Below are 21886 nucleotides of genomic sequence, written 5' to 3'. Positions count from 1 at the left end.
GCTTTTCCCGTACGTGCGACTTCCGGACGGTCTGTGCCGCGAAACCGTCCGGGAGCCGCCCGCGCGGGCGACCGTTAGCGCTTCGTTAGAATTGACCCGCACAATGAAGGCAGCCAACCAAAGGGGGCGAGAAAAACGGCGCACATCCTGGCCATAGACGACGAGCGGGCCATCCTTGACGTGCTCGCGCGCATCCTCGCGCGCGACGGCCACGAGCTCACGTGCGTCGACGACCCTGCTCTGGTGCCCGACCTCGACCTCGACGGCTTTGACCTCGTGCTCTGCGACGTCATGATGCCGGGCGCCGACGGCTTCGAGCTGGTTCGCGGGATTCGCCCGCGCTTCGACGGCCCAATCGTCTTCCTGACCGCGCGCGTGGCCGAGGACGACGCCGTGACCGGCTACGGCCTCGGCGCGGACGACTACGTGCGCAAGCCCTTCGGGGCCGCCGAGCTGCGCGCCAAGGTGGCCGCGCACCTGCGCCGCGAGCGCCGCGAGCGCACCCACGCCCTCGACTTCGGCGCGGTGCGGGTCAGCCTCACCTCCTGCGAGGTCAGCGTCTCGGGCGAGGTCGTGCCGCTCACGCCCACCGAGTACGAGATCTGCGAGTTCCTCGCGCGCCACCCCGGCCAGGTCTTCAGCCGCGAGCAGATCCGCGAGTCGGTGCTCGGCTGGGGCAGCGCCGCGGACGACGCCGCCATCTCCATGCACGTGAGCCGCGCGCGGCGGAAGCTCGCCGCGGCGGGCGCCGACCCGATAGCCACCGTCTGGGGGATGGGGTACAAGTGGCAGGCCTAGCGCAGAGGGGCGAGAAGAACCTCGGCCCGCGGACCGGAAGCGCGCAGCGGCGCCGCGCCACCCCGCTCTCCCTCGTCATCGCGCGCTACTTCGCCTATGTGATCGTCGCCCTCGCCTTTGTGTGGGTGGTGGCGTTCACGGCCTTCTCGATGACCATGAACGCGGGGCTCGTCTACCCGGCCAACTACGGCCCATCGCACGACGACGAGGTGGCCGCCGCCGTGCGCGAGGCGGGCCGCGTCGACGACGGCCTGGTGCCGGCCGCCTACCGCTACGTCTGGCTGGACGACGGCAGCCTCATCGCCACGGACGGCGACGAGCACGGCGTCGTGGCGGCGATCGACGCCGTCGAGGAGCTGGGTGGCGAGGGCTCGCTCGCGGCCACGGACGAGGTGCGCTCCATCGGTCGCGACGGCACCACCTACTCCGTGTTTGCGCTGGAGGACGGCAGCGTGTGCGTGCTCACGAGCACGTACATGCCCCAGTACGTCACGCGCGGCCTGCGCGACGCCCTGCCCAACCCGCAGGACCTCATGCTCGTTGCGGGCTGCGCGCTCAGCGTGGGCGCCGTGGCGCTGGTGGCGCGCCGCGCCGCCCGCGTGATCTCTCGCAAGATGGCCCCGCTCACCGAGGCGGCCGAGCGGATTGCGCGCGAGGAGCTGGACTTTGCGGTGGAGGGGAGCAACGTGCGCGAGGTCGACGACGTGCTTTCCGCCATGGAGCGGATGCGCGCCTCGCTCGCCGAGTCACTCGAGGCGCGCTGGCGCTCCGAGCGCGCGGCCCGCGAGCAGGTGGCCTCGCTCGCGCACGACCTCAAGACGCCGCTCACGGTGGTGCGCGCCAACGCCGACCTTCTGTCCGAGGAGGCCGCCGAGCTCGGTGCGGCGGGGGAGGGGCTTGCCGAGTCCGCCCGTGCCGTCGCCGAGGGCGCGGCCCAGCTCGACGGCTACGTGGGCCTGCTCGTGGAGGCCTCGCACGGCGAGGCGGGTGAGGTGCGGCGCCTCCGTACCGGCGCGCGCGACCTCGCGGCGCGGCTTGCGGACTCGGCCGGGAGGCTGGCCGCGGCCCGGGACGTCTCGCTTGCGGTCGAGCGGGACGTGACCGAGGGCGCGGTTCTTCTCGCCGACGTCGCGGCGGTCGAGCGCGCGGTCTCCAACCTCGTGGGCAACGCCTGCGACCACGCCGCGGGCCGCGTCACCCTCGCGCTTCGCGAGGAGGGCGGCGCGCTGGTGGTTGCCGTGGGCGACGACGGGCCGGGCTTCTCGCCGGCGGCGCTCGAGCACGCCCGCGAGCGGCTCTGGCGCGGCGACGTCTCCCGCGGCGGCGCGCGGGGGCACTACGGCCTCGGGCTCGCCATCGCCGACGAGGTCGCCCGCGCGCACGGCGGCTCCCTCGAGCTCTCCAACGCCCCGGCGGGTGGCGCCGTCGCCACGCTGCGCCTGCCGCTGGCGTAGCGGGGGGGTGCGCACAGGCGCCAACCGACACATGTGTAGGCGCCAACCGACACTTTCACCAAGAAAAGTGTCGTTTCGCGCCTACGGTTTGGAACGTGTAGGCGCCAACCGACGTTTTGCTCGCCCAAAGTGTCGTTTCGCGCCTACACCGCGCCTACGTCACACCGCGGGTCCTTCGCGCCTACGCCGCGTCACGTGGGCCGTGCCCGCCCTTGCGCTACCATGGAGGGCCGAGAAAAGCCGCGCGCAGCAGGAGGAGACCCCATGCCAGACGATAAGAACCCGCAGGTCCAGCCGTCGCTCTTCGGCGACGCCCCGGCTCCTGCCGCGACCTCCCCGCGCGCTCGCGCCGCCGAGCTCAACCGCGTGCTCTCCCACGCGGCCTACGCCTACTACGCGCTCGACCGCCCGGAGATGTCCGACGCCGAGTTCGACCGCACGCTCCAGGAGCTTCTCGCCCTCGAGGCGGCCCACCCCGAGCTGGTCACGCCCGAGTCCTACACCCAGCGCGTGGGCGGCTACGTCTCGGAGCAGTTCGAGCCGGTGACGCACGCGGCGCGCATGTACTCGATGGACGACGCGATGGACCTCGCCGAGCTCGACGAGTGGCTCGCGCGCACCGAGGAGGCCGTCGCCGCCGTCTCCGACGAGCCGCCCGCCTACACCTGCGAGCTCAAGATCGACGGCCTCGGCGTGGCGCTCACCTACCGCGACGCCCAGTTCGTGCGCGCCGCCACCCGCGGCGACGGCACCACCGGGGAGAACGTGACCGCCAACGTCCTCACCGTGCGCGACGTGCCCCGCGCCCTGGCGCCGGCCGGCCTCTCCCGCCTCGCCGACGGCGGGCTGGGCCGCTCGGTGGAGGTTCGTGGCGAGGTCTACATGCCGAGGCGCTCCTTCGCCCGCCTCAACGAGGACGCGGACGCCGCCGGGACCGCCCCCTTCGCCAACCCCAGAAACGCGGCGGCGGGGAGCCTTCGCCAGAAGAACCCCAAGGTCACGGCAACGCGCGACCTCGAGACCTTCATCTACGCCGTGGCCGACGTCGCGCCCATCGACGTCCACACCCAGCACGACTTCCTCGCCTGGCTCTCGGACTGCGGCTTCTCCGTGAACCCGCACTACGCGCGCTGCTCGTCGGCGGCCGAGGTGCACGCCTACTGCGAGCGCGCCCTGGCCCGCCGCGACGAGCTGGACTACGACATCGACGGCGTGGTCGTGAAGGTCGACTCCTTCGCCCAGCAGGACGCGCTCGGCTTCACGGCGCGCGCTCCGCGCTGGGCCATCGCGTTCAAGTTCCCGCCGGAGGAGAAGCGCACCGTCCTGCGGGAGATCCGCGTGCAGGTGGGCCGCACCGGCGTGCTCACGCCCGTGGCCGAGTTCGACCCGGTGACGGTGGCCGGCTCCACGATCGCGCGCGCAACCCTGCACAACGTGGACGAGATCGCCCGCAAGAACGTGCGCGTGGGGGACACGATCGTGGTCCACAAGGCCGGCGACGTGATCCCCGAGGTGGTGGGCCCGGTGCTCGAGCTGCGCCCGGCCGGCGCGCCCGAGTTCTCCATGCCCGCGACCTGCCCCTCCTGCGGCAGCCCCGTCGTGCGCGAGGAGGGCGAGGTGGCCTACCGCTGCGTCTCCATCGACTGCCCCGCGCAGGCGACCGAGCGCCTCATCCACTGGGGCAGCCGGGGCGCCATGGACATCGACGGCCTCGGTGACGAGATCGTCTCGCGCATGGTGGAGCAGGGGCTTCTCGCCGACGTGGCGGACTTCTACGACAGGCTCACCGAGGACGCGCTCGCCGACGTCTGGACCGGGCGCCAGGCCGTCGACGGCTCCGACATCGTGGTCGGTCCCGTCATCGCGGCAAAGATCATGGCTCAGGTCACGGAGTCCAAGGGCCGCGGCCTGGCGCGCGTGCTCTTCGGCCTGGGTATCCGCCACGTGGGCGCCACGGTCGCCCGCCAGCTCGCCGGCCACTTCGGGTCCATGCAGGCCCTCGCGGCGGCAACGGAGGAGGAGATCGCCCTCGTGGACGGCGTCGGGCCCAAGATCGCGGCCAGCGTGCGCGGGTTCTTCTCGGTCGAGAAGAACGTGGCGGTCGTGGAGCGCCTGCGCGAGGCGGGGGTCGTGCTCGAGGAGGAGCGCGCGGAGCCGGAGCGCCCGCAGACGCTCGCGGGCCTCACCTTCGTGCTCACGGGCACGCTCTCCGGCCGCACGCGCGACGAGGCCAAGGCCGCGCTCACCGCCCTCGGCGCCAAGGTCACCGGCTCGGTCTCCAAGAAGACGAGCTACGTGGTGGCGGGCGAGGCGGCCGGGTCCAAGCTCGCCAAGGCGGAGAGCCTCGGCGTCCCCGTGCTCGACGAGGCGGCCCTCGAGGAGGTCCTCGCCACCGGCGAGCCCCCCGCGCCGGCGGAGTAGGGGCGACCGTGAACGTCCTCACCCGGCTGCGCCTCGAGCGCGACGGCCTCACCGAGTCCGAGCGCTCGCTCGCCGACGTCATCCTTGCGGGTCCCGAGCGCTGCCTCGGCGAGGGCGCCAAGCAGCTCGCCCGCCCCGCCGCCCGCTCGCTCGCGGAGCGCGGCGTGCCGGTCGTGCTCGTGGCCTCCGCCGAGCCCACCCCGCTCGACGAGTTCGCCACGGTCAAGCTCGCGCTCTCGCCCCAGGAGGACCACGCGCGCAAGGTCTCCCCGTTCGCCACGGGCCTCTCGCTGCTCTTCGTGCTCGACGCCCTCTTCGCCCGCTGCTTCGTGGAGGACTTCGACGCCAACCTCGCGCGCCGGCTCGCCTACTACGAGGGGATCGTCGCGCTCGGCGGCTGCTCCGGCAGCGGACGGTAGCGCCCGGCCGCCCGGCGCCCCCCTAGAACCGGACGAGCGTGCCCGCGCCGCGGCTGAACGTCCAGACCCCCGCAAACCCCAGCCCCTCGAGCTCGCGGTAGGCTCGCCGCAGGTAGGATCCCAGGTGCTCGGGCCTGTGGGAGTCCGACCCCACCGTCACCACCGTGCCCCCGAGGTCGCGGTAGAGCTCGAGCACCTCGCGGGCGGGCTGGAAGTCCCCGAGGCCGTAGCGAATCCCGGACGTGTTGACCTCGATGCCCTTGCCGTCCTCGATCACGCGGCGCAGGATCTCCGCCACGAGGTCGCGCACGCGCCCGAAGGGGTAGGGGCCCGTCTCGCGCGCAAAGGGGTCGTAGCGCCGGATGAGGTCGAGGTGCCCGAGGACGCTGTAGTCACGGAAGCACTCCACGACGCCGAGCAGCTCCTCGTAGTACGCGCGGTGAATCTCCTCCTGCGTGCGCCCCTCCTGGAAGGCCCCGTTCCAGAACTCGAGGTCACCCACCTGGTGGACCGAGCAGATCACGAAGTCGAGCCTGTCGCCGAGGCAGCACGCCAGGGCGTGGTTCTCCCGGATCGTCGTGGTCTGGACGCCCAGCTCGAGCCCGGCACGGACCGTCACGCGCCCCTCCAGCTCGTCGCGCACGCGCCCGAGCTCGTCGAGGTAGGGGATGTAGGGGCAGTTCGTGACCGGCCTCCCGTCCTCGAAGCGCGCCGTGTCGGGCTGGTTCCACTCGGGCTTGACGCCGTAGTCGACGTGCTCGGTGAAGCACACCTCGTCGAGGTTGAGGCGCTCGGCGTCGAGCGCCACCTGCCTGAGCGGGTAGCTCGAGTCGTCCGAGAACCCGGAGTGGACGTGATAGTCTGCCAGCATGTCGGTCCCTTCTCGCGGCTGGCCCAAGGGTAGCGCCCCATAGGGGCCCGCGGGCCAAAGCCGGACGTTCTTCTCGGCCGCGCCCGCTCCCATGCCCTCGCGCCGAGAAGAACCTCTCGCCCGGCCGCGGCTCCCGGCTGCTTGGGCGATCCTCTCGCCCGGTCGCGACTCCCGGCCGCTTAGCAATGCGGGGTTATGGCAATATGGGACGCGTGGCCGCTTAAAGAAATGGGGTTATGGCAGCGCGGGTCGCGCGGTTGCTTAGGATTTCGGGGTTATGGCAGCATCGGGGCGTCCCGGCAGGGCGAGAAGAACCTCGGGCGTGTCGCTGAGCTGGGGTTCTTCTCGCCAGGTGTGCCGTGTGGCGGACGCGTTCCCCACACAACCCCGGATTCCTAAGCATGAAACGGGCGGCGATTGCCATAACCCGGAAAAGTTAAGCAGCGGGTTGGGGCCAGGTCGGGGTTGGGGCCAAGCCGGAGCGGACCCAGGCCGGGGTAGGGCCCGGGCCAGGTCCGGGTCGCGCCCCGCTCCGGCGAGCGGTAGTCCACGTCTGGCGGACGGCAATTTGCGGTTCTTCTCGCCCGGTGGCGAGAGGCGCGCTATACTCCATGCCAACGTTCTGGAAACGTTTCCAACAACCAGTCCCAAGCTCTCCCCTCCTGGTTCTCCTCCCCTTCTTGGAAACGTTTCCACTACGGAAGACCACCGTCGTCTCAGGCGTCGGACGAGATAGGACCCACACGAAAGCGAGGCGCACATGGACATCCGCGACATCGCGACGCGCTCCGGGTACGGCGTCGGAACCGTCTCCCGCGTGATCAACGGGCAGCCCAACGTGAGCGACCGCGCGCGCAAGCGCATCCTCGCGGTGATGGAGGAGTGCGGCTACGAGCCCAACTCCAACGCGCGCTATCTCAAGATGCGCGCGCAGACCTCCGTCGCGGCCTTCGTGATGGGCGTGGGCAACCGCCTCTTCGACGACATCCTCGGGCCCCTCCAGGCGAGGCTCGCCGAGGCCGGCGAGGACGTCGTCGTGACCTACCTCGACGACGACGCGCTCGAGGTCCGCGCCGCGATCGACTACCAGCAGGCGCGCCACCCCAAGGGGATGGTCTTCCTCGGCGGCGAGCCGCGCTACTTCGCCGAGTCCTTCCACGAGATCGAGGTGCCCTGCGTCCTGGTGACGAACTCAGCCGCCGAGCTGGGCTTTCCCAACCTCTCGAGCGTGACCATAGACAACGAGTCCGCCGCCGCGCGCGTCGTGGAGCACCTCTGGGAGCACGGTCACCGGCGCATCGGCGTCCTCGGCGGCAACCGCGCCAGCAACGGCATCAGCTCCGAGCGCCTGCGCGGCGCCGAGCGCGCCCTGCGCGAGCGCGGGGTGGAGCTCGACCTCGAGCGCGACTACGAGCCGTGCCCCTTCCTCGAGTCCTCGGGCTACGAGGCGGCCCGCCGCCTGATCGCGCGCGCCTCCGACCTCACCGCCGTCTTCGCGCTCGGCGACGCCATCGCCTTCGGCGCCCTGCGCGCCGCGGCCGACGAGGGGCTCTCCGTCCCGGGCGACCTCTCGCTCGTGGGCTTTGACGACACGTCGCTCTCGCAGTTCTCCGTGCCAAGGATCACCACCGTGCGCCAGGGCGCGAGCCTGCTCGCCGACAGGAGCGCGCACGCCCTGCTCGCCGCTATGCGTGAGGGCGCGCCCGCGACCCACGAGGTCGTCCCCTTCGAGCTCGTCGAGCGCGAGAGCGTCCGTACCATCTAGCCCCCTCGGCCCGCGCGCCCCGCGGACAGACAAGAGAAAGAAGGACCACATGAGAAGTGCCGGCATCCTGATGCCCATCACCTCGCTGCCCTCGCCCTGGGGCGTGGGCACCATGGGCGGCGCGGCGCGCTCGTTCGTCGACTTCCTCGTGCGCGCGGGCGTGTGCGTCTGGCAGGTCCTGCCGATCGTCCCCACGAGCTACGGGGACTCGCCGTACCAGTCCTTCTCCACCTTCGCGGGCAACCCCTACCTCATCGACCTCGACGACCTGGCCGCCGAGGGCCTCCTCGAGCCCGAGGAGTACGCGTCGCGCCCCTGGGGCGACGACCCCACGCGCGTGGACTACGGCGCCCTCTACCGCGAGCGCCTGGACGTCCTGCGACTCGCCGTGCGTCGCCTGGCGCGCGACTACGCCGCCGAGCTCGAGCGCTTCTGCGCGAGCGAGCGCTCCTGGCTCGAGGACTACGCCCTGTTCATGGCGCTCAAGCAGAGCCACGGCGGGGCGTCGTGGGGCGGCTGGGGGCAGCCCCTTCGCCTGAGGCTCCCCGAGGCGCTCCGTGAGGCCCGCGCCGAGCTCGCCGACGAGGTCCTGTTCTGGAAGGGCGTGCAGTGCCTCTTCTTCAGGCAGTGGGACCGCCTCCACGCCTACGCGAGCACCGCCGGCGTGAAGATCATGGGCGACCTGCCCTTCTACGTGGCGCTCGACTCGGCCGACGTGTGGTCGCGCTCCGAGCAGTTCCAGCTCGACGAGGGCCTGCGCCCGCGCGAGATCGCCGGCGTCCCGCCCGACAGCTTCTCCGAGATCGGCCAGCTCTGGGGCAACCCGCTCTTTGCCTGGGACCGCATGAAGGCGGACGGCTACGACTGGTGGTGCGACCGCATCTCCTTCCAGCTGCGCCTCTACGACGTCCTGCGCATCGACCACTTCCGCGGGTTCGACTCCTACTTCGCCATCCCGGCGGGCGCCTCCACGGCGGCGGGCGGGCGCTGGCGCAAGGGCCCGGGCATCGAGCTGTTCCGCGTGCTCGAGCAGCGCCTCGGGCCGTGCCCGATCGTGGCCGAGGACCTGGGCTACCTCACGCCCTCGGTCCGCCAGCTCCTCGCCGACTCGGGCTTCCCGGGGATGCGCGTGCTGGAGTTCGCCTTCGACAGCCGCGACGGCACGGGCGAGGCCTACCTGCCCTTCGCCTACCCCACGGGCTCGGTGGCCTACGTCGGCACCCACGACAACGACACCGCGCTCGGCTGGCTCGAGACCGCGCCCGCCGGCGACGTCGCGCTCGCCCGCGAGTACCTGCACCTCGACCCGGCGGAGGGGGAGGGCTGGGGCATGATGCGCGGCATCTGGGCGAGCCCGGCCGACCTCGCCGTCGTCCAGATGCAGGACCTCCTGGGGCTCGGCAGCGAGGCCCGCATCAACACCCCCTCCACGCTGGGCGGGGGCAACTGGTGCTGGCGCGCCGAGCCGGGGTTTGCCACTCACGAGCTCGCCGCGCGGATCCACCGCCAGATGGAGCTCTACCACCGCCTTCCCGCCGCGGGCAAAGACGGCGAGAAGGACGTCGAGTAGGTACGGACGGCCGTCGCGCGCCCGTGCCGGGCGCGCAGGAAGGAGTGTGCCATGAACTTCGAAGACCGGGTGGTCGAGGCGCTCGCCTCCCTCGGGACCACCGCCGACGACGCGAGCGGCCCCGAGCTCTTCTGCGCCCTGCTGCGCGCCACGCGCGACATCGAGCTCGGGATGAGGCCGGCCACCGGCGAGCGCAAGCTCTACTACTTCTCCGCCGAGTTCCTCGTCGGGCGGCTCCTGCGCGCCAACCTCATCAACCTGGGGCTCGTGGACGAGGTCGAGGCGTTTCTCGCCGCGCACGGGACCTCGCTGGCCGAGGTCGAGGACTGCGAGCCCGAGCCCTCGCTCGGCAACGGCGGGCTGGGCCGGCTCGCCGCGTGCTTCCTCGACTCGATCGCCTCGCTCGGACTGCCCGGCGACGGCGTTGGCCTCAACTACCACTACGGGCTCTTCCGCCAGGACCTCTCCGCGGGCGTGCAGCGCGAGGAGCCCAACCCCTGGATCGAGCCCGAGTCCTGGCTGCTCGACACCGGCCGCGCCTTCTCGGTGCCCTTCGGCTTTGGCGAGCTCACGGCGAGGATGTACGACATCGAGGTCCCCGGCTACGAGAACGGCACGGTCAACCGGCTGCACCTCTTTGACGTGGAGGACCCGGCGCCGGCGCCCGAGCGCGGCATCGACTTCGACAAGGGCGACGTGCGCCACAGCCTGACCTCCTTCCTCTACCCCGACGACTCCGACGAGGCGGGGAGGCTCCTGCGTCTCTACCAGCAGTACTTCATGGTGTCGGCCGGCGCCCAGCTCATCCTGGCCGAGCTCGCCGAGCGCGGGTTCGAGCCGGCCGAGCTCGACCGCCACGTCGCCATCCACATCAACGACACGCACCCCTCGCTCGTGATCCCCGAGATGGTGCGCCTGCTCATGGAGCGCGGCCTGGGCTTCGAGGAGGCGGCGGGCGTGGTGGAGCGCTCCTGCGCCTACACCAACCACACCATCCTCGCCGAGGCCCTCGAGACCTGGCCGATGGGCACGATCGAGCGCGTGGCCCCCGGCGTGGCCCCGATCGTCCGACGCCTCGACGCGCTCGCGCGCACGCGCTGCGCGGACGATGCCGTCGCCGTGATCGACGCGTCCGACGTGGCGCACATGGCCAACATGGACGTGCACCTCAGCCACGCGGTGAACGGCGTCGCGGCGCTGCACACCCAGATCCTCGTGACCTCGGAGATGCGCCCCTTCGCCGAGCTCTACCCGCACAAGTTCACCAACAAGACCAACGGCGTCACGTTCCGCCGCTGGCTCATGGGCTGCGACCGCCCGCTCGCCGAGCTCGTGAGCTCCGCGATCGGGGACGGCTGGAAGCGCGACGCCCGCGAGCTCGAGGGGCTTCTCGACCTGCGCGACGACGACGCCTTCGTGGGCGGCCTGCTCGACGTCAAGCGGGCCAACAAGGCGGCGCTCGCCGAGTGGCTGCGCTCGAGCCAGGGCATCGAGGTTGACCCCGACTCGGTCTTCGACGTGCAGGTCAAGCGCATGCACCAGTACAAGCGCCAGCAGATGAACGCCCTCTACGCCATCTGGAAGTACCTCCAGATCAAGCGTGGAAACGTTCCCAGCCGCCCGGTCACGATGATCTTCGGGGCCAAGGCCGCCCCGGCCTACACGCTCGCCAAGGACACCATCGCGCTTTTGCTCGCGCTCGGCCGCCTCGTCTCGTCCGACGTGCAGGTCGCGCCGTGGCTGAGGCTCGCCTTCGTGGAGAACTACAACGTCACGGCCGCCGAGCGCCTCATCCCCGCGGCGGACGTCTCCGAGCAGATCTCGCTGGCCTCCAAGGAGGCGAGCGGGACCTCCAACATGAAGTTCATGGCCAACGGGGCCGTGACGCTCGGCACCCTCGACGGCGCCAACGTGGAGATCGCCGAGCTCGTGGGACGCGAGAACATCTACCTCTTCGGGCGCTCCTCCGAGGACGTTATCGGCCTCTACGACCGCGGTGACTACCGCCCCTGGGACGTCTGGGGGTGCGACGCCGAGCTTGCCGAGGTGCTGGACTTCATCGTCTCGCCGGAGCTCCTGGCGTGCGGCGACGCGGAGTGCCTCACCCGCGTCTACCGGGACTTCGTCGCAAAGGACTACTTCATGGCGCTTCTCGACACGCGCGACTACGTGGGGTGCAAGGAGCGCTGCCTCGCCGACTACGAGGACCGCGGCGCGTGGGGCAAGAAGATGCTCGTGAACGTGGCCAAGTCGGGGTTCTTCTCGTCCGACCGCACCATCCTCGAGTACAACCGCGACGTCTGGCACCTCTAGGCGCGCGACGCAGAAAGACTGGCGAGGGCCGTCTCCGCGCGGCCCCAGGGAAAGGAGACAGCAATGACCAAGAACAACGCCGCCGCGGACTGGTGGAAGCAGGCGGTCGTCTACCAGGTGTACCCGAGGAGCTTCTACGACGCCAACGGGGACGGGCTGGGCGACATCCGGGGCGTGACCGAGCGCATGGACTACCTCGCCGCGCTCGGCGTGGACGCCATCTGGCTCTCGCCGTTCTACCCCTCGCCGCTCGTGGACGGCGGCTACGACGTGGCGGACTACCGCAACGTCGACCCGCGCCTCGGGACGCTCGAGGACTTCGACGCCATGGTCGCGGCCGCGCACGGCGCGGGCATCAAGGTCGTGGTGGACATCGTCCCCAACCACACCTCGACCGAGCACGAGTGGTTCCGCGCGGCGCTCGCCGCCGGCCCCGGCTCGCCCGAGCGCGACCGCTACATCTTCCGCCGCGGGCGCGGCGAGGCGGGCGAGCTGCCCCCCAACGGCTGGAAGTCCACCTTCGGCGGCCCCGGCTGGGAGCCGGTGGGCGACGGCGACTGGTACCTGCACCTCTTTGCCGTCGAGCAGGCCGACCTCAACTGGAAGAACCCCGAGGTGCGCGAGGACTTCAAGCGCACGCTGCGCTTCTGGAGCGACCGCGGGGCGGACGGGTTCCGCATCGACGTGGCGCACGCGCTGGCCAAGGACCTCGACAGCCGCCCGCTCGACGAGTGGCCCGACGACCCCGACCAGGGCCACCCCGGCGAGGAGAACCCCCTGTGGGACCGCCCGGAGGTGCATGAGATCTACCGCGAGTGGCGCGAGGTCTTCAACGAGTACGAGCCGCCGCGCTTTGCGGTGGGAGAGGCGTGGGTCGTTCCCGAGCACCAGTGGCGCTACGCCTCCGTCGACGAGCTCGGGCAGGTCTTCAACTTCGAGCTTGCCAAGGCCAACTGGATGGCCGACGAGCTGCGCCTGGCCATCGAGGACGGCCTCGCGAGCGCCGAGCGCTCCGGATCGACCACCACGTGGGTGCTCTCCAACCACGACGTCCCGCGCCACGCGACACGCTACGGCCTGCCGCAGGTCAAGTCCGAGACGCACCACCAGCTCGTGACCGACTGGCTGCTGCGCGACGGGCGCACCTACCGCGAGGACCGCGCGCTCGGCACGAGGCGCGCCCGCGCGGCGCTGCTCATGGAGCTCGCGCTGCCGGGGTCAGTCTACCTCTACCAGGGCGAGGAGCTCGGCCTCTTCGAGGTGGCGGACATCCCCTGGGGTGCGCTCGAGGACCCCGAGGCCGCCATGTCCGCCCACGGCGACGCCATCAAGGGACGCGACGGCTGCCGCGTGCCGCTGCCCTGGGAGGCCCTCGACGAGACGGGTGCCTTCGGCTTCTCCGGCCCGGCCGACCACGCGCCGGCCCACCTGCCGCAGCCTGCCTGGTTCGCGGGGCACGCCGTCGACGTCGAGGAGGCGGACGACGACTCGATGCTCTCGTTCTACCGCCGCGCGCTCGCCCTGCGCGCCGAGATGCTCACGGCCGCGCGCAGCACGGAGCTCTCCTGGGCAGACGGCTACGACGATCAGGTCATCGCCTTCGAGCGCCCCTGCGCGGACGGCCGCACGCTCGCGTGCGTGACCAACTTCGGCCAGGAGGGAGTGCCCCTGCCGGCCGGGGAGGTCGTCCTTGCCAGCGCGCCGACCGAGGACGGGACGCTGGCCACCGACGCCACCGCCTGGGTGGTCCGCTAGGGGAGGCGGCGAGGGGGCGCCGCGCCCCCTCGCCCCGTCACTGGCCCTGGGCGTTCTGCCGGCGCCACTCGCGCGGCGACACGCCGTAGACGCCCTTGAAGGCACGCGAGAAGTGCAGCTGGTTGGGGTAGCCCACGGCGCGCCCCACCTCGCTGACCGGCAGGGCCGTGAGCTTGAGCAGCTCGGTCGCCTTGGACATGCGGTAGCCGATGAGGTACTGCTGCGGGGACTTGCCGGTGGCGGCCTTGAAGACCTTGCCGAAGTAGCTGCGGTTGAGGCCGGCGTGGTGGGCGATGTCCTCGACCGAGACGTCGCCCTGGTAGTGCTCCCTGATGTAGGCGAGCGCCTCGTTGATGTAGAAGGCCTGGAGGCGGTTGGCCTGGGGCTCCACGGGGTTGGCGGCCGAGCGGAGCAGGTAGTCAAAGAGGAGGTAGGTGTGTCCGATGAGGTGCAGCGGCGAGGCGTCGCGGTTGGAGATGAGGTAGCGCATCTCGTCGACCATGCGGCCGCGCAGCTCGCTGGACTGCGAGCGGTAGATGGGGGAGGAGGGGGTGAGGCCCGCGCGCTCGAGGTCGTCCTTGACGCGGATCCCGTCGAACTCGACCCAGATGTACTCCCAGGGCTCGTCGAGATCGGCGACGTAGGTGTTGACCTGGCTCGGGAAGATGAGGAAGCCCTCGCCCTCCCCGAGGCGGTGGTCGGTCTTGGCGCCGCTGCCGTCGGTCGTCATGAGCAGGCCGCGCCCCGAGATGATGTAGTGGAACAGGTAGTGGCTGCGCCGCGCCGGCCCGAAGGCGTGCCCGGGCTCGCACTGCTCGCGCCCGTACTGGTAGGGCATGAGGTCGACGTAGTGAGCGTGGGGAAAGGTGGAGAACTCCAACTCGTGGGCTGGCACGGCGGCTCCTTCCGACGACGATGCCGATAGTATCTCGTTAGAGAGACATGACGCATTTGGCATAGTTTAGCTTATTTATTATATACGCAAAGCGTCAAATAATCGCATTACGGTATATGCGATTATTTGACCCTCGTAGGTCTTCGTATGTGAATACGAATCAGATATACCTATCTACCTGCGCTTATTGAAACAGCAAAAACCGTTTGCCCTGAAAACTAAACCGCTCGTCGAAAGTGCGGTATAGCTGAAACAACAAATATCAAGCCGATTACCTGCAAAAACACAGATTAGGATATGTAATATACCCCTAAGCAATATATAAGGCGCATTTTGCAAGCTTAGAATAAGGTCAACGTAAGGTGGGGCCGCACCGCCGCGCGCTCGGCGGTCGGCAGGGAGAAAGGTTGCGCACATGGCGAGCCTCACACTGGAACACGTGGGAAAGAAGTACCCGAACGGCTTCGAGGGGGTGAAGGACTTCAACCTTGAGATCGCCGACAAGGAGTTCATCATCTTCGTCGGCCCGTCCGGCTGCGGCAAGTCCACGACGCTGCGCATGATCGCAGGCCTCGAGGACATCACCTCCGGCACCCTCAAGATCGACGGTCGCGTGGTCAACGACGTCGAGCCCAAGGACCGCGACATCGCGATGGTCTTCCAGACCTACGCCCTGTACCCGCACATGACCGTCTACGAGAACATGGCGTTCCCCCTCAAGCTCCGCAAGGTCGCCAAGGAGGAGATCGACAAGGCGGTGCGCGAGGCCGCGCGCATCCTCGACCTCGAGAAGCTGCTCGACCGCAAGCCCTCCGCGCTCTCCGGCGGCCAGCGCCAGCGCGTCGCCATGGGCCGCGCCATCGTGCGCAACCCCAAGGTCTACCTGATGGACGAGCCGCTCTCCAACCTCGACGCCAAGCTCCGCGTCCAGATGCGCGCGGAGATCTCCAAGCTCCACGACCGCCTCGGCGCCACGATCATCTACGTCACGCACGACCAGACCGAGGCCATGACGCTCGGCACCCGCATCGTCGTCATGAAGGACGGCGTCATGCAGCAGGTCGACACCCCCACCAAGCTCTACAACGAGCCCTGCAACCTGTTCGTGGCGGGCTTCATCGGCTCCCCGCAGATGAACTTCATCGACGTGTCCGTGGCCGAGAAGGGCGACGGCGTGGCGCTCACCTTCGGCTCCAACACCGTCACGCTCACCGGCCCCAAGGCCGACGCCCTCAAGAAGGGCGGCTACGTGGGCAAGGTCGTCGTCATGGGCATCCGCCCGGAGGACGTCGTCGAGGAGCACGAGTACGCCGAGGGCCGCGAGCTCTCCGAGTCCTTCCCCGCCGAGGTCACGGTCTACGAGCTGCTCGGCTCCGAGGCCATGATCTACGCCGACGTCGAGGGCGGCCAGATCTCCGCGCACCTCTCCGCCGGCAGCACCGTCCGCACCGGCTCCAAGATCCGCTGCTCCGTCGACCTTGCCAAGATCCACCTCTTCGACAAGCAGACCGAGCTCGCCATCGCCCACTAGGGAAGGGGGGCACCGCACATGCAGAAAAGAGCACTGACACGCCGCTCGTTCCTCAGCCTCGGCGGCGCCGCGGCGGCGCTGGGCGCGGGGCTCGCGCTCGCGGGCTGTGAGGGGGAGCGCAGCGACGGGAAGACGGAGATCGAGTTCGTCTCGTACAAGCGCGAGGCCGTGAGCATCTTCGAGGCCCTCATGGCCGAGTTCAACGAGACCAACGACCACATCTACCTCAACTTCACGAGCCCCAACGACGCCGTCACCATCATGAAGACGCGCTTCGTGCGCGAGGACTACCCCGACGTCGTGGCCATCGGCGGCGACGCCTCCTACGCGGACTTCGTCGACTCCAACATCCTGGCCGACGTCTCGGGCTACCCCGGGATGGAGCAGGTCCAGCCGGCCTACCAGGAGATCATGAAGAGCGTGACCTACGTCCCGATGGACGGGATCTACGGCGTTCCCTACATCGCCAACGCCGCGGGCATGCTCTACAACAAGGACATGTTCGCCGAGAAGGGCTGGGAGCTCCCGACCACGTGGGAGGAGTTCTGCGACCTCTGCGACCAGATCAAGGCCGAGGGCGAGGTCCTGCCGCTCTACCTGGGCTTCCTTGACACCTGGACGATCCTCTCGCCGTGGAACTCCATGCTCGTGGAGCTCGTGCCGTCCGACCACATCCGCAAGGTCAACGCCGGCGAGGCAAAGTTCGCCGACTACTACCGCGAGCCTGCCGAGAAGCTCCTCAAGCTCCTCGAGTACGGCGAGGACGGCCCGATGGCCTACAGCTACGAGGACGCCTGCACCGCCTTCGCGCGCGGGCAGTCCGCGATGTTCCCCTGCGGCTCGTTCGCCGTGCCGCAGATCCTCTCGGCCAACCCCGACATGAACATCGGCCTGTTTGCCATGCCCGCCTCCAGCAACCCCGACGACCGCATCGTGGTCTCCGGCGTGGACCTCTGCTGGAACATGACCGCGGCCAACGAGGACCATCGCGAGCAGATCTACGAGGTCATCGACTTCCTCAACGAGCCCGACAACCTCCAGATGTACTGCGACGACCAGAAGGCCATCCCCTGCATCGAGGGCGACTTCACGCTCGACCCGCTCTTCGACGACATCCAGGAGTTCCTCGACGAGGGCAAGGTCATCGACTACCCCGACCACTCCTACCCCTCGGGCATGGCCTGCGACGCCCAGCTCCAGGCGTTCCTGATGGACGGGGACGTGGACGCGTTTCTCGCCAACTGGGACGAGCTGTGGCAGCGCTACAACAAGACCGTCATCCGCAAGGTCGCCGAGTACGAAGCGAATCAGGGATAAGGAGGGAACCACATGGCAAGTATCGCCGCATCAAAGGCGGGATCTGACAGGAACCGCACCTTCCTCGCAATCCTGATTCCGGTGCTCATCCTGTTCATCGCCTTCAACACGATCCCGCTGCTCACCGGCTTCTTCTACAGCTTCACCGACTCCAAGGGCTACGGCTCCTTCGAGATCGTGGGCCTGCAGAACTACATCGACCTGTTCCAGGACGCCCGCGTGGGCAACTCGTACCTCTTCACGTTCAAGATCTCCGTGGTCTCCACGATCCTGGTCAACGTGATCTCGCTCGTGCTGGCCATCGGGCTCTCGAGCAAGATCAAGTTCAAGAGCGCGCTGCGCGGCATCTACTTCGTGCCCCGCATCCTCGGCGGCCTGGTCGTCGGCTACGTGTTCAGCTACTTCTTCACCTACATCGTTCCGGCCCTCACCGGGACCACCTCCATGCTCGCGAGCACCGAGTGGGCGTGGGTGGCCATCGTGGTGGTGCTCGTCTGGCAGGCCTGCGCGCAGACCACGATCATCTACATCACCGGCCTCTCGTCGGTGCCCGAGGACGTCTACGAGGCGGGCGCGCTCGACGGCGCGACCGGCTGGGACAAGTTCCGCTACCTCACGTTCCCGCTGATCATGCCGTCGATCACCACCAACATGGTGCTGGTCATGAAGGACATGCTCATGACCTTCGACCAGATCGTGGCCATGACCTCCGGCGGCCCGGCGCAGTCCACGGAGTCCATCTCCTACCTCATCTACCAGAACGGCCTCAACAACAGCCAGTTCGGGTTCCAGTGCGCCAACGCGGTGATCTTCTTCATCGTGATCGCCGTCATCTCCATCGCCCAGACCAAGTTCCTGAACAGTAAGGAGGAGCAGCTCTAATGGCTAACAACACTGTTCCTGCCAAGGTCAAGGAGCGGGTCAACTGGCCCATCACCATCCTGCTCATCATCGGCCTCATCACCATCATCTTCCCGCTCTACATGGCCGTGGTCATCGCCTTCAAGGACCCCTCCGAGATGACCAACGACATCGCGGGCATCCTGTCGCTGCCGTCCACGTGGAGCCTCGACAACTTCATCGAGGCCATGGAAGTCACCGACTTCTTCAACTCGTTCATGAACTCGCTCATCATCACCGTGGTGGCGGTCGTGGTCTCGATCCTCGTCCACAGCCTCGCCGCCTACGCGATCGGGCGCAACATGGACAAGAAGCGCCTGTTCAAGTGGTCCTACTACTTCATCGTGGCCGGCATGTACGTGCCCTTCGCCATCCTGATGATGCCGCTCGTCAAGCAGACGGCCGTCCTGCACCTGGACAACATGGTCGGCGTCATGGTCCTGTACGTGGTCTTCTACATGCCCATGAACATGATGCTCTACACGGGCTACCTGCGTAACATCCCCACCGCCCTCGAGGAGGCCGCGCGCGTCGACGGCGCCTCCACCTGGACCACCTACTGGAAGGTCATCTTCCCGCTCATGAAGCCGATGCACGCCACCGTGGCCGTCATCACGGGCCTGGCCGTGTGGAACGACGTCATGACCCCGCTCGTCATCATGGGCGGCACCGGCGTGAACACCCTGCCGCTCGCCCAGATGAACTTCCAGACGGCGTTTGCCACGAACTACAATCTGGCCTTCGCCTCCTACCTGCTCGCCATGCTCCCGATGATCATCTTCTACATCGTGGCGCAGAAGCAGATCATCGGCGGCGTCACCAACGGTGCCGTGAAGTAGACCCCGCACATCCAAGCGGGTAACGCATCGTTCCCCCTGGCGCCCGGAATCCATACATTTTGTGATGGGTTCCGGGCGTCCCCCTCGTTGGATCCACCGTTCCGTCTCATGCGCTACACTCTGCCCGGACTTCCGGCAAAGAGAGGAAAGTGAGGAGCCACATGCCCCTTTCGTACGATGCCCCCGAGCGCATCTTCACGCTCTCTACCGAGCGGACCACCTATCAGATGCGGGTCGACGAGCACGGCTATCTGCTCCATCTCTACTATGGCGCCAGGACGTCTGCCAACACGTCCTATCTCATCACCTACGCGGACCGCAGCGGCATGTGCGGCTGCCCGCATGACGTGGCGGACCGCACCTACTCGCTCGACGTCCTTCCGCAGGAGTATCCCTTCCAGGGCGAGGGCGACATGAGGAGCCCCCTGTTGATGGTTCGCGGTGACGACGGAACCTTTGGGTGCGACCTGCGCTACAAGTCCCACGAGCTGCGCGACGGTAAGTACGGCCTGCCGGGCCTGCCGGCCGTCTACGACGAGGGTCAGCAGGACGCGGCTCAGAGCCTCTCGATCACGCTCGCCGACGAGCGCCTTGGCCTAGAGGTGGAGCTCCTCTATGGACTGATGCCCGCCTACGACGTCATCACTCGTGCCGCCGTCATCAAAAACGTCGGGACCGGGCGCATCACCGTGGAGAAGGCGCAGACCGCCTGCCTCGACTTCGTGACCGGTGACTTTGACGTCATCACCTTTGACGGGCGCCACGCGATGGAGCGCCGTCTCTCTCGCCATGCCGTGGGCAACGGCTCCTTTAGCGTGGGCAGCCGCCGCGGTATGTCCTCCAACCAGTACAACCCGGTGATGGTTCTCTGTGACGGCGACGCCACCGAGACCTCCGGCCGCGCCTGGTCCATGAGCTTTGTCTACAGCGGCAGCTTCCTTGCCGAGGTGGAGCGCGACCAGTTTGAGCAGACCCGCATGCAGATGGGCCTGGCCTCCGACCTCTTCTCCTACCCGCTCGAGCCCGGCGAGCAGATCGTGGCGCCCGAGGTCATCATGACCTACTCGGCGGCCGGCCTCGAGCGCATCTCGCACAACCTGCACCGCTGCATCCGCGAGCGCGTCTGCCGTGGCCCCTGGCGCGACAGCCCGCGCCCCGTGCTCATCAACAGCTGGGAGGCCTGCTACTTTGACTTCACGGGCGACAGGCTCGTGGAGCTGGCCAAGAAGGCCGCCGACCTCGGCCTTGACATGCTCGTCATGGACGACGGCTGGTTTGGGGCCCGCTCCGACGACCATCGTGGCCTGGGCGACTGGGTGCCCAACATGGCCAAGCTCGGGGGGACCGTGGCCGACCTCGCGCGCCGCGTGAACGAGTGCGGCCTGGGCTTCGGCATCTGGGTCGAGCCCGAGATGGTCAACGAGGACTCCGACCTGTTCCGCGAGCATCCAGACTGGGCGCTTGCCATCCCGGGCAAGGACCCCGTGCTCGGTCGCGACCAGCTGGTCCTGGACCTCTCCCGCGCCGATGTGCGCGACAACCTCTTCGAGCAGCTCAGCGCCGTGCTTGACCAGGGCGGCATCGAGTACGTCAAGTGGGACTACAACCGCTCGATCGTGGACGTGTACTCCCGCGTGGCCACCGACCAGGGCAAGGTCCTCTACGACTACATGCTCGGTCTCTACGACCTGCTCGAGCGCGTGCGCACGCGCTACCCGGACCTGCTCATCGAGGGGTGCTCGGCGGGCGGCGGGCGCTTCGACGCGGGCATGCTCTACTACACGCCGCAGATCTGGACGTCGGACAACACCGACGCCCGCAACCGCCTGGAGATCCAGTACGGCACCTCCTTTGGCTACCCGTGCTCCGCGGTGGGCGCGCACGTCTCGGCCTGCCCCAACGAGATCACGGGCCGCACCGTGCCGCTCGGCGCGCGCGGAACGGTGGCCATGGCGGGCGGCGCCTTTGGCTACGAGCTTGATCTGATGGACCTGCCCGACCGCGCCTGCGAGATTATCCGCACCCAGGTCAAGACCTATCGCGACATCGAGCACCTCGTGCGCGAGGGGCTGTTCTATCGCCTCAGCGATCCCAGGGCTGACGACGTGGCGGCATGGGAGTTCGTGAGCGAGGACGGCTCCGAGGCGCTCGTGTGCGCCGTGGTCACGCGCGTGGACGGCTATGCCAAGGCCAACTACGTCGTGCCGCGTGGCCTCACGCCGGGGGCCACGTATCGCATGGTGAGCAACGGGACCGAGTTCTCGGCCGACGCCCTCATGGACATGGGCCTGCCGCTCACGGTGCCGAACTCGCCCTACGAGAACTTCATGTACCGCCTCGAGCGCGTGGACTAGGAGCGCGGGCCGCCGCGAGCCGTCCGCGGCGGCCCTAGACGCCCTCCACGCCGAACAGGCCGCTGCGGCCGCCGATCGACTCGTCGGGGATGTCGAGCACGTAGGAGCCGCAGGCGTTGACGATCGTGGTCCCGCAGGGGTGCTCGCGCACGCGCTCGATGCGGCCGTATTCCATGTGCACGTGGCCGTGCAGCAGGTAGCGCGGCCGCGTGCGCTCGATGAGCCGCCCGAGCGCCTCGAAGCCGCGGTGGGGGAGGTCGTCGAGGTCGCCGTAGCCGCGCAGGGGCGCGTGCGTCACGATGACGTCGACCCCGCCGGTGGCGCTGGCGAGAAGTGCCATGCGCGCGGCCTTTCTCGCCATCTCCGCCTCGGTGAAGCCGTGGACCTCGTCGTTGTAGCGGATCGACCCGCCAAGGCCCATGATGCGCAAGCCGCAGAAGTCGCGCAGCTGCCCGTCTATGGAGACGCAGCCCTCCGGCGCGTGGTCGTCGTAGGCGGTGTCGTGGTTGCCCTGGACGTAGAGCAGCGGCACGTTGGCGAGCGTGACGATGTGCTCGAGGTAGGTGGCCGGCAGGTCGCCGCAGGAGATGATGAGGTCGACCCCGGCCACGCGCTCGCGGTCCCAGCGCTCCCAGAGCCAGCCCTCCGGCACGTCCGATATGGCGAGGATCCTCATGGTCGCCC

General features: G+C 68.8%; 16 protein-coding genes. 13 read left to right on the top strand and 3 right to left on the bottom strand.

Annotated elements, in window-relative coordinates:
- Nucleotides 1-90 precede the first annotated feature (90 nt).
- The 4 genes from B5F23_RS02320 (at nucleotide 91) to B5F23_RS02305 (ending at nucleotide 5092) form a co-directional block, all read left to right on the top strand.
- Nucleotides 91-798: a response regulator transcription factor gene (locus B5F23_RS02320; RefSeq protein WP_087351225.1), complete on the top strand. Its 708-nt coding sequence runs from the start codon at nucleotides 91-93 to the stop codon at nucleotides 796-798.
- Nucleotides 786-2252: a HAMP domain-containing sensor histidine kinase gene (locus B5F23_RS02315; RefSeq protein WP_087351222.1), complete on the top strand. Its 1467-nt coding sequence runs from the start codon at nucleotides 786-788 to the stop codon at nucleotides 2250-2252. Before B5F23_RS02320 ends, B5F23_RS02315 begins: the two co-directional genes overlap by 13 nt.
- 264 nt (nucleotides 2253-2516) lie before the next feature.
- A complete protein-coding gene (gene ligA / locus B5F23_RS02310) occupies nucleotides 2517-4673 on the top strand; it encodes an NAD-dependent DNA ligase LigA (RefSeq protein ID WP_087351219.1) in 2157 nt (718 codons plus the stop codon).
- A gap of 8 nt (nucleotides 4674-4681) precedes the next feature.
- Nucleotides 4682-5092, top strand: coding sequence for a hypothetical protein (locus B5F23_RS02305; RefSeq protein WP_087351216.1), 411 nt, complete (start codon nucleotides 4682-4684; stop codon nucleotides 5090-5092).
- Nucleotides 5093-5114: 22 nt separating this feature from the next.
- Here the strand turns inward: B5F23_RS02305 and B5F23_RS02300 are convergent, their stop codons facing one another.
- Nucleotides 5115-5963 (bottom strand): histidinol-phosphatase HisJ family protein, encoded by an 849-nt coding sequence (locus B5F23_RS02300; RefSeq protein WP_087351213.1) that lies wholly within the window; start codon nucleotides 5961-5963, stop codon nucleotides 5115-5117.
- A gap of 760 nt (nucleotides 5964-6723) precedes the next feature.
- Between B5F23_RS02300 and B5F23_RS02295 the strand changes: the two genes are divergently transcribed.
- From B5F23_RS02295 to B5F23_RS02280, 4 genes are all read left to right on the top strand, one after another.
- Nucleotides 6724-7728 (top strand): LacI family DNA-binding transcriptional regulator, encoded by a 1005-nt coding sequence (locus tag B5F23_RS02295; protein WP_087351210.1) that lies wholly within the window; start codon nucleotides 6724-6726, stop codon nucleotides 7726-7728.
- A 49-nt stretch (nucleotides 7729-7777) separates the two neighbouring features.
- Complete coding sequence (gene malQ / locus B5F23_RS02290) at nucleotides 7778-9298, top strand: 4-alpha-glucanotransferase (RefSeq protein ID WP_087351206.1); 1521 nt, start codon at nucleotides 7778-7780, stop codon at nucleotides 9296-9298.
- A gap of 51 nt (nucleotides 9299-9349) precedes the next feature.
- Nucleotides 9350-11611 carry a glycogen/starch/alpha-glucan phosphorylase gene (locus B5F23_RS02285; protein WP_087351203.1) on the top strand — a complete coding sequence of 754 codons (2262 nt, stop codon included), beginning with the start codon at nucleotides 9350-9352 and terminating at the stop codon, nucleotides 11609-11611.
- A gap of 63 nt (nucleotides 11612-11674) precedes the next feature.
- A complete protein-coding gene (locus B5F23_RS02280) occupies nucleotides 11675-13366 on the top strand; it encodes a glycoside hydrolase family 13 protein (protein ID WP_087351200.1) in 1692 nt (563 codons plus the stop codon).
- Between the two features lie 37 nt (nucleotides 13367-13403).
- On the opposite strand, the gene B5F23_RS02275 is transcribed toward B5F23_RS02280, so the two are convergent.
- Nucleotides 13404-14261 (bottom strand): AraC family transcriptional regulator, encoded by an 858-nt coding sequence (locus B5F23_RS02275; protein WP_087351197.1) that lies wholly within the window; start codon nucleotides 14259-14261, stop codon nucleotides 13404-13406.
- A gap of 415 nt (nucleotides 14262-14676) precedes the next feature.
- On the opposite strand from B5F23_RS02275, the gene B5F23_RS02270 reads away from it, so the two are divergent.
- The 5 genes from B5F23_RS02270 (at nucleotide 14677) to B5F23_RS02250 (ending at nucleotide 21202) form a co-directional block, all read left to right on the top strand.
- Entirely contained in the window at nucleotides 14677-15792 is a 1116-nt protein-coding gene (locus B5F23_RS02270) for an ABC transporter ATP-binding protein (RefSeq protein WP_087351194.1), read from the top strand.
- Nucleotides 15793-15810: 18 nt separating this feature from the next.
- Complete coding sequence (locus B5F23_RS02265; RefSeq protein ID WP_087351191.1) at nucleotides 15811-17109, top strand: ABC transporter substrate-binding protein; 1299 nt, start codon at nucleotides 15811-15813, stop codon at nucleotides 17107-17109.
- A 12-nt stretch (nucleotides 17110-17121) separates the two neighbouring features.
- On the top strand, nucleotides 17122-17991 hold the full coding sequence (locus B5F23_RS02260; protein WP_087351188.1) for a carbohydrate ABC transporter permease: 870 nt from the start codon (nucleotides 17122-17124) through the stop codon (nucleotides 17989-17991).
- On the top strand, nucleotides 17991-18848 hold the full coding sequence (locus tag B5F23_RS02255; protein ID WP_087351185.1) for a carbohydrate ABC transporter permease: 858 nt from the start codon (nucleotides 17991-17993) through the stop codon (nucleotides 18846-18848). Before B5F23_RS02260 ends, B5F23_RS02255 begins: the two co-directional genes overlap by 1 nt.
- A gap of 161 nt (nucleotides 18849-19009) precedes the next feature.
- Nucleotides 19010-21202 (top strand): alpha-galactosidase, encoded by a 2193-nt coding sequence (locus tag B5F23_RS02250; RefSeq protein ID WP_087351182.1) that lies wholly within the window; start codon nucleotides 19010-19012, stop codon nucleotides 21200-21202.
- A gap of 34 nt (nucleotides 21203-21236) precedes the next feature.
- Here B5F23_RS02250 and B5F23_RS02245 read toward each other — a convergent pair whose 3' ends face one another.
- Entirely contained in the window at nucleotides 21237-21878 is a 642-nt protein-coding gene (locus B5F23_RS02245; RefSeq protein ID WP_087351179.1) for a metallophosphoesterase family protein, read from the bottom strand.
- Nucleotides 21879-21886 lie beyond the last annotated feature (8 nt).

The organism is Olsenella sp. An188, from assembly GCF_002160255.1.
Classification (GTDB): domain Bacteria; phylum Actinomycetota; class Coriobacteriia; order Coriobacteriales; family Atopobiaceae; genus Thermophilibacter; species Thermophilibacter avistercoris.
The sequence above is the reverse complement of the archived record's forward strand: the minus strand, read 5'-3'. Positions and strand labels throughout refer to the sequence as shown.

Excerpts from the sequence above, each read along its gene's own strand:
- B5F23_RS02300 (WP_087351213.1), bottom strand. The coding sequence starts at position 5,963 with ATGCTGGCAGACTATCACGTCCACTCCGGGTTCTCGGACGACTCGAGC.
- B5F23_RS02250 (WP_087351182.1), top strand. The coding sequence starts at position 19,010 with ATGCCCCTTTCGTACGATGCCCCCGAGCGCATCTTCACGCTCTCTACC.
- ligA (WP_087351219.1), top strand. The coding sequence starts at position 2,517 with ATGCCAGACGATAAGAACCCGCAGGTCCAGCCGTCGCTCTTCGGCGAC.
- B5F23_RS02270 (WP_087351194.1), top strand. The coding sequence starts at position 14,677 with ATGGCGAGCCTCACACTGGAACACGTGGGAAAGAAGTACCCGAACGGC.
- B5F23_RS02255 (WP_087351185.1), top strand. The coding sequence starts at position 17,991 with ATGGCTAACAACACTGTTCCTGCCAAGGTCAAGGAGCGGGTCAACTGG.
- B5F23_RS02260 (WP_087351188.1), top strand. The coding sequence starts at position 17,122 with ATGGCAAGTATCGCCGCATCAAAGGCGGGATCTGACAGGAACCGCACC.
- B5F23_RS02295 (WP_087351210.1), top strand. The coding sequence starts at position 6,724 with ATGGACATCCGCGACATCGCGACGCGCTCCGGGTACGGCGTCGGAACC.
- B5F23_RS02265 (WP_087351191.1), top strand. The coding sequence starts at position 15,811 with ATGCAGAAAAGAGCACTGACACGCCGCTCGTTCCTCAGCCTCGGCGGC.
- B5F23_RS02245 (WP_087351179.1), bottom strand. The coding sequence starts at position 21,878 with ATGAGGATCCTCGCCATATCGGACGTGCCGGAGGGCTGGCTCTGGGAG.
- malQ (WP_087351206.1), top strand. The coding sequence starts at position 7,778 with ATGAGAAGTGCCGGCATCCTGATGCCCATCACCTCGCTGCCCTCGCCC.
- B5F23_RS02280 (WP_087351200.1), top strand. The coding sequence starts at position 11,675 with ATGACCAAGAACAACGCCGCCGCGGACTGGTGGAAGCAGGCGGTCGTC.
- B5F23_RS02285 (WP_087351203.1), top strand. The coding sequence starts at position 9,350 with ATGAACTTCGAAGACCGGGTGGTCGAGGCGCTCGCCTCCCTCGGGACC.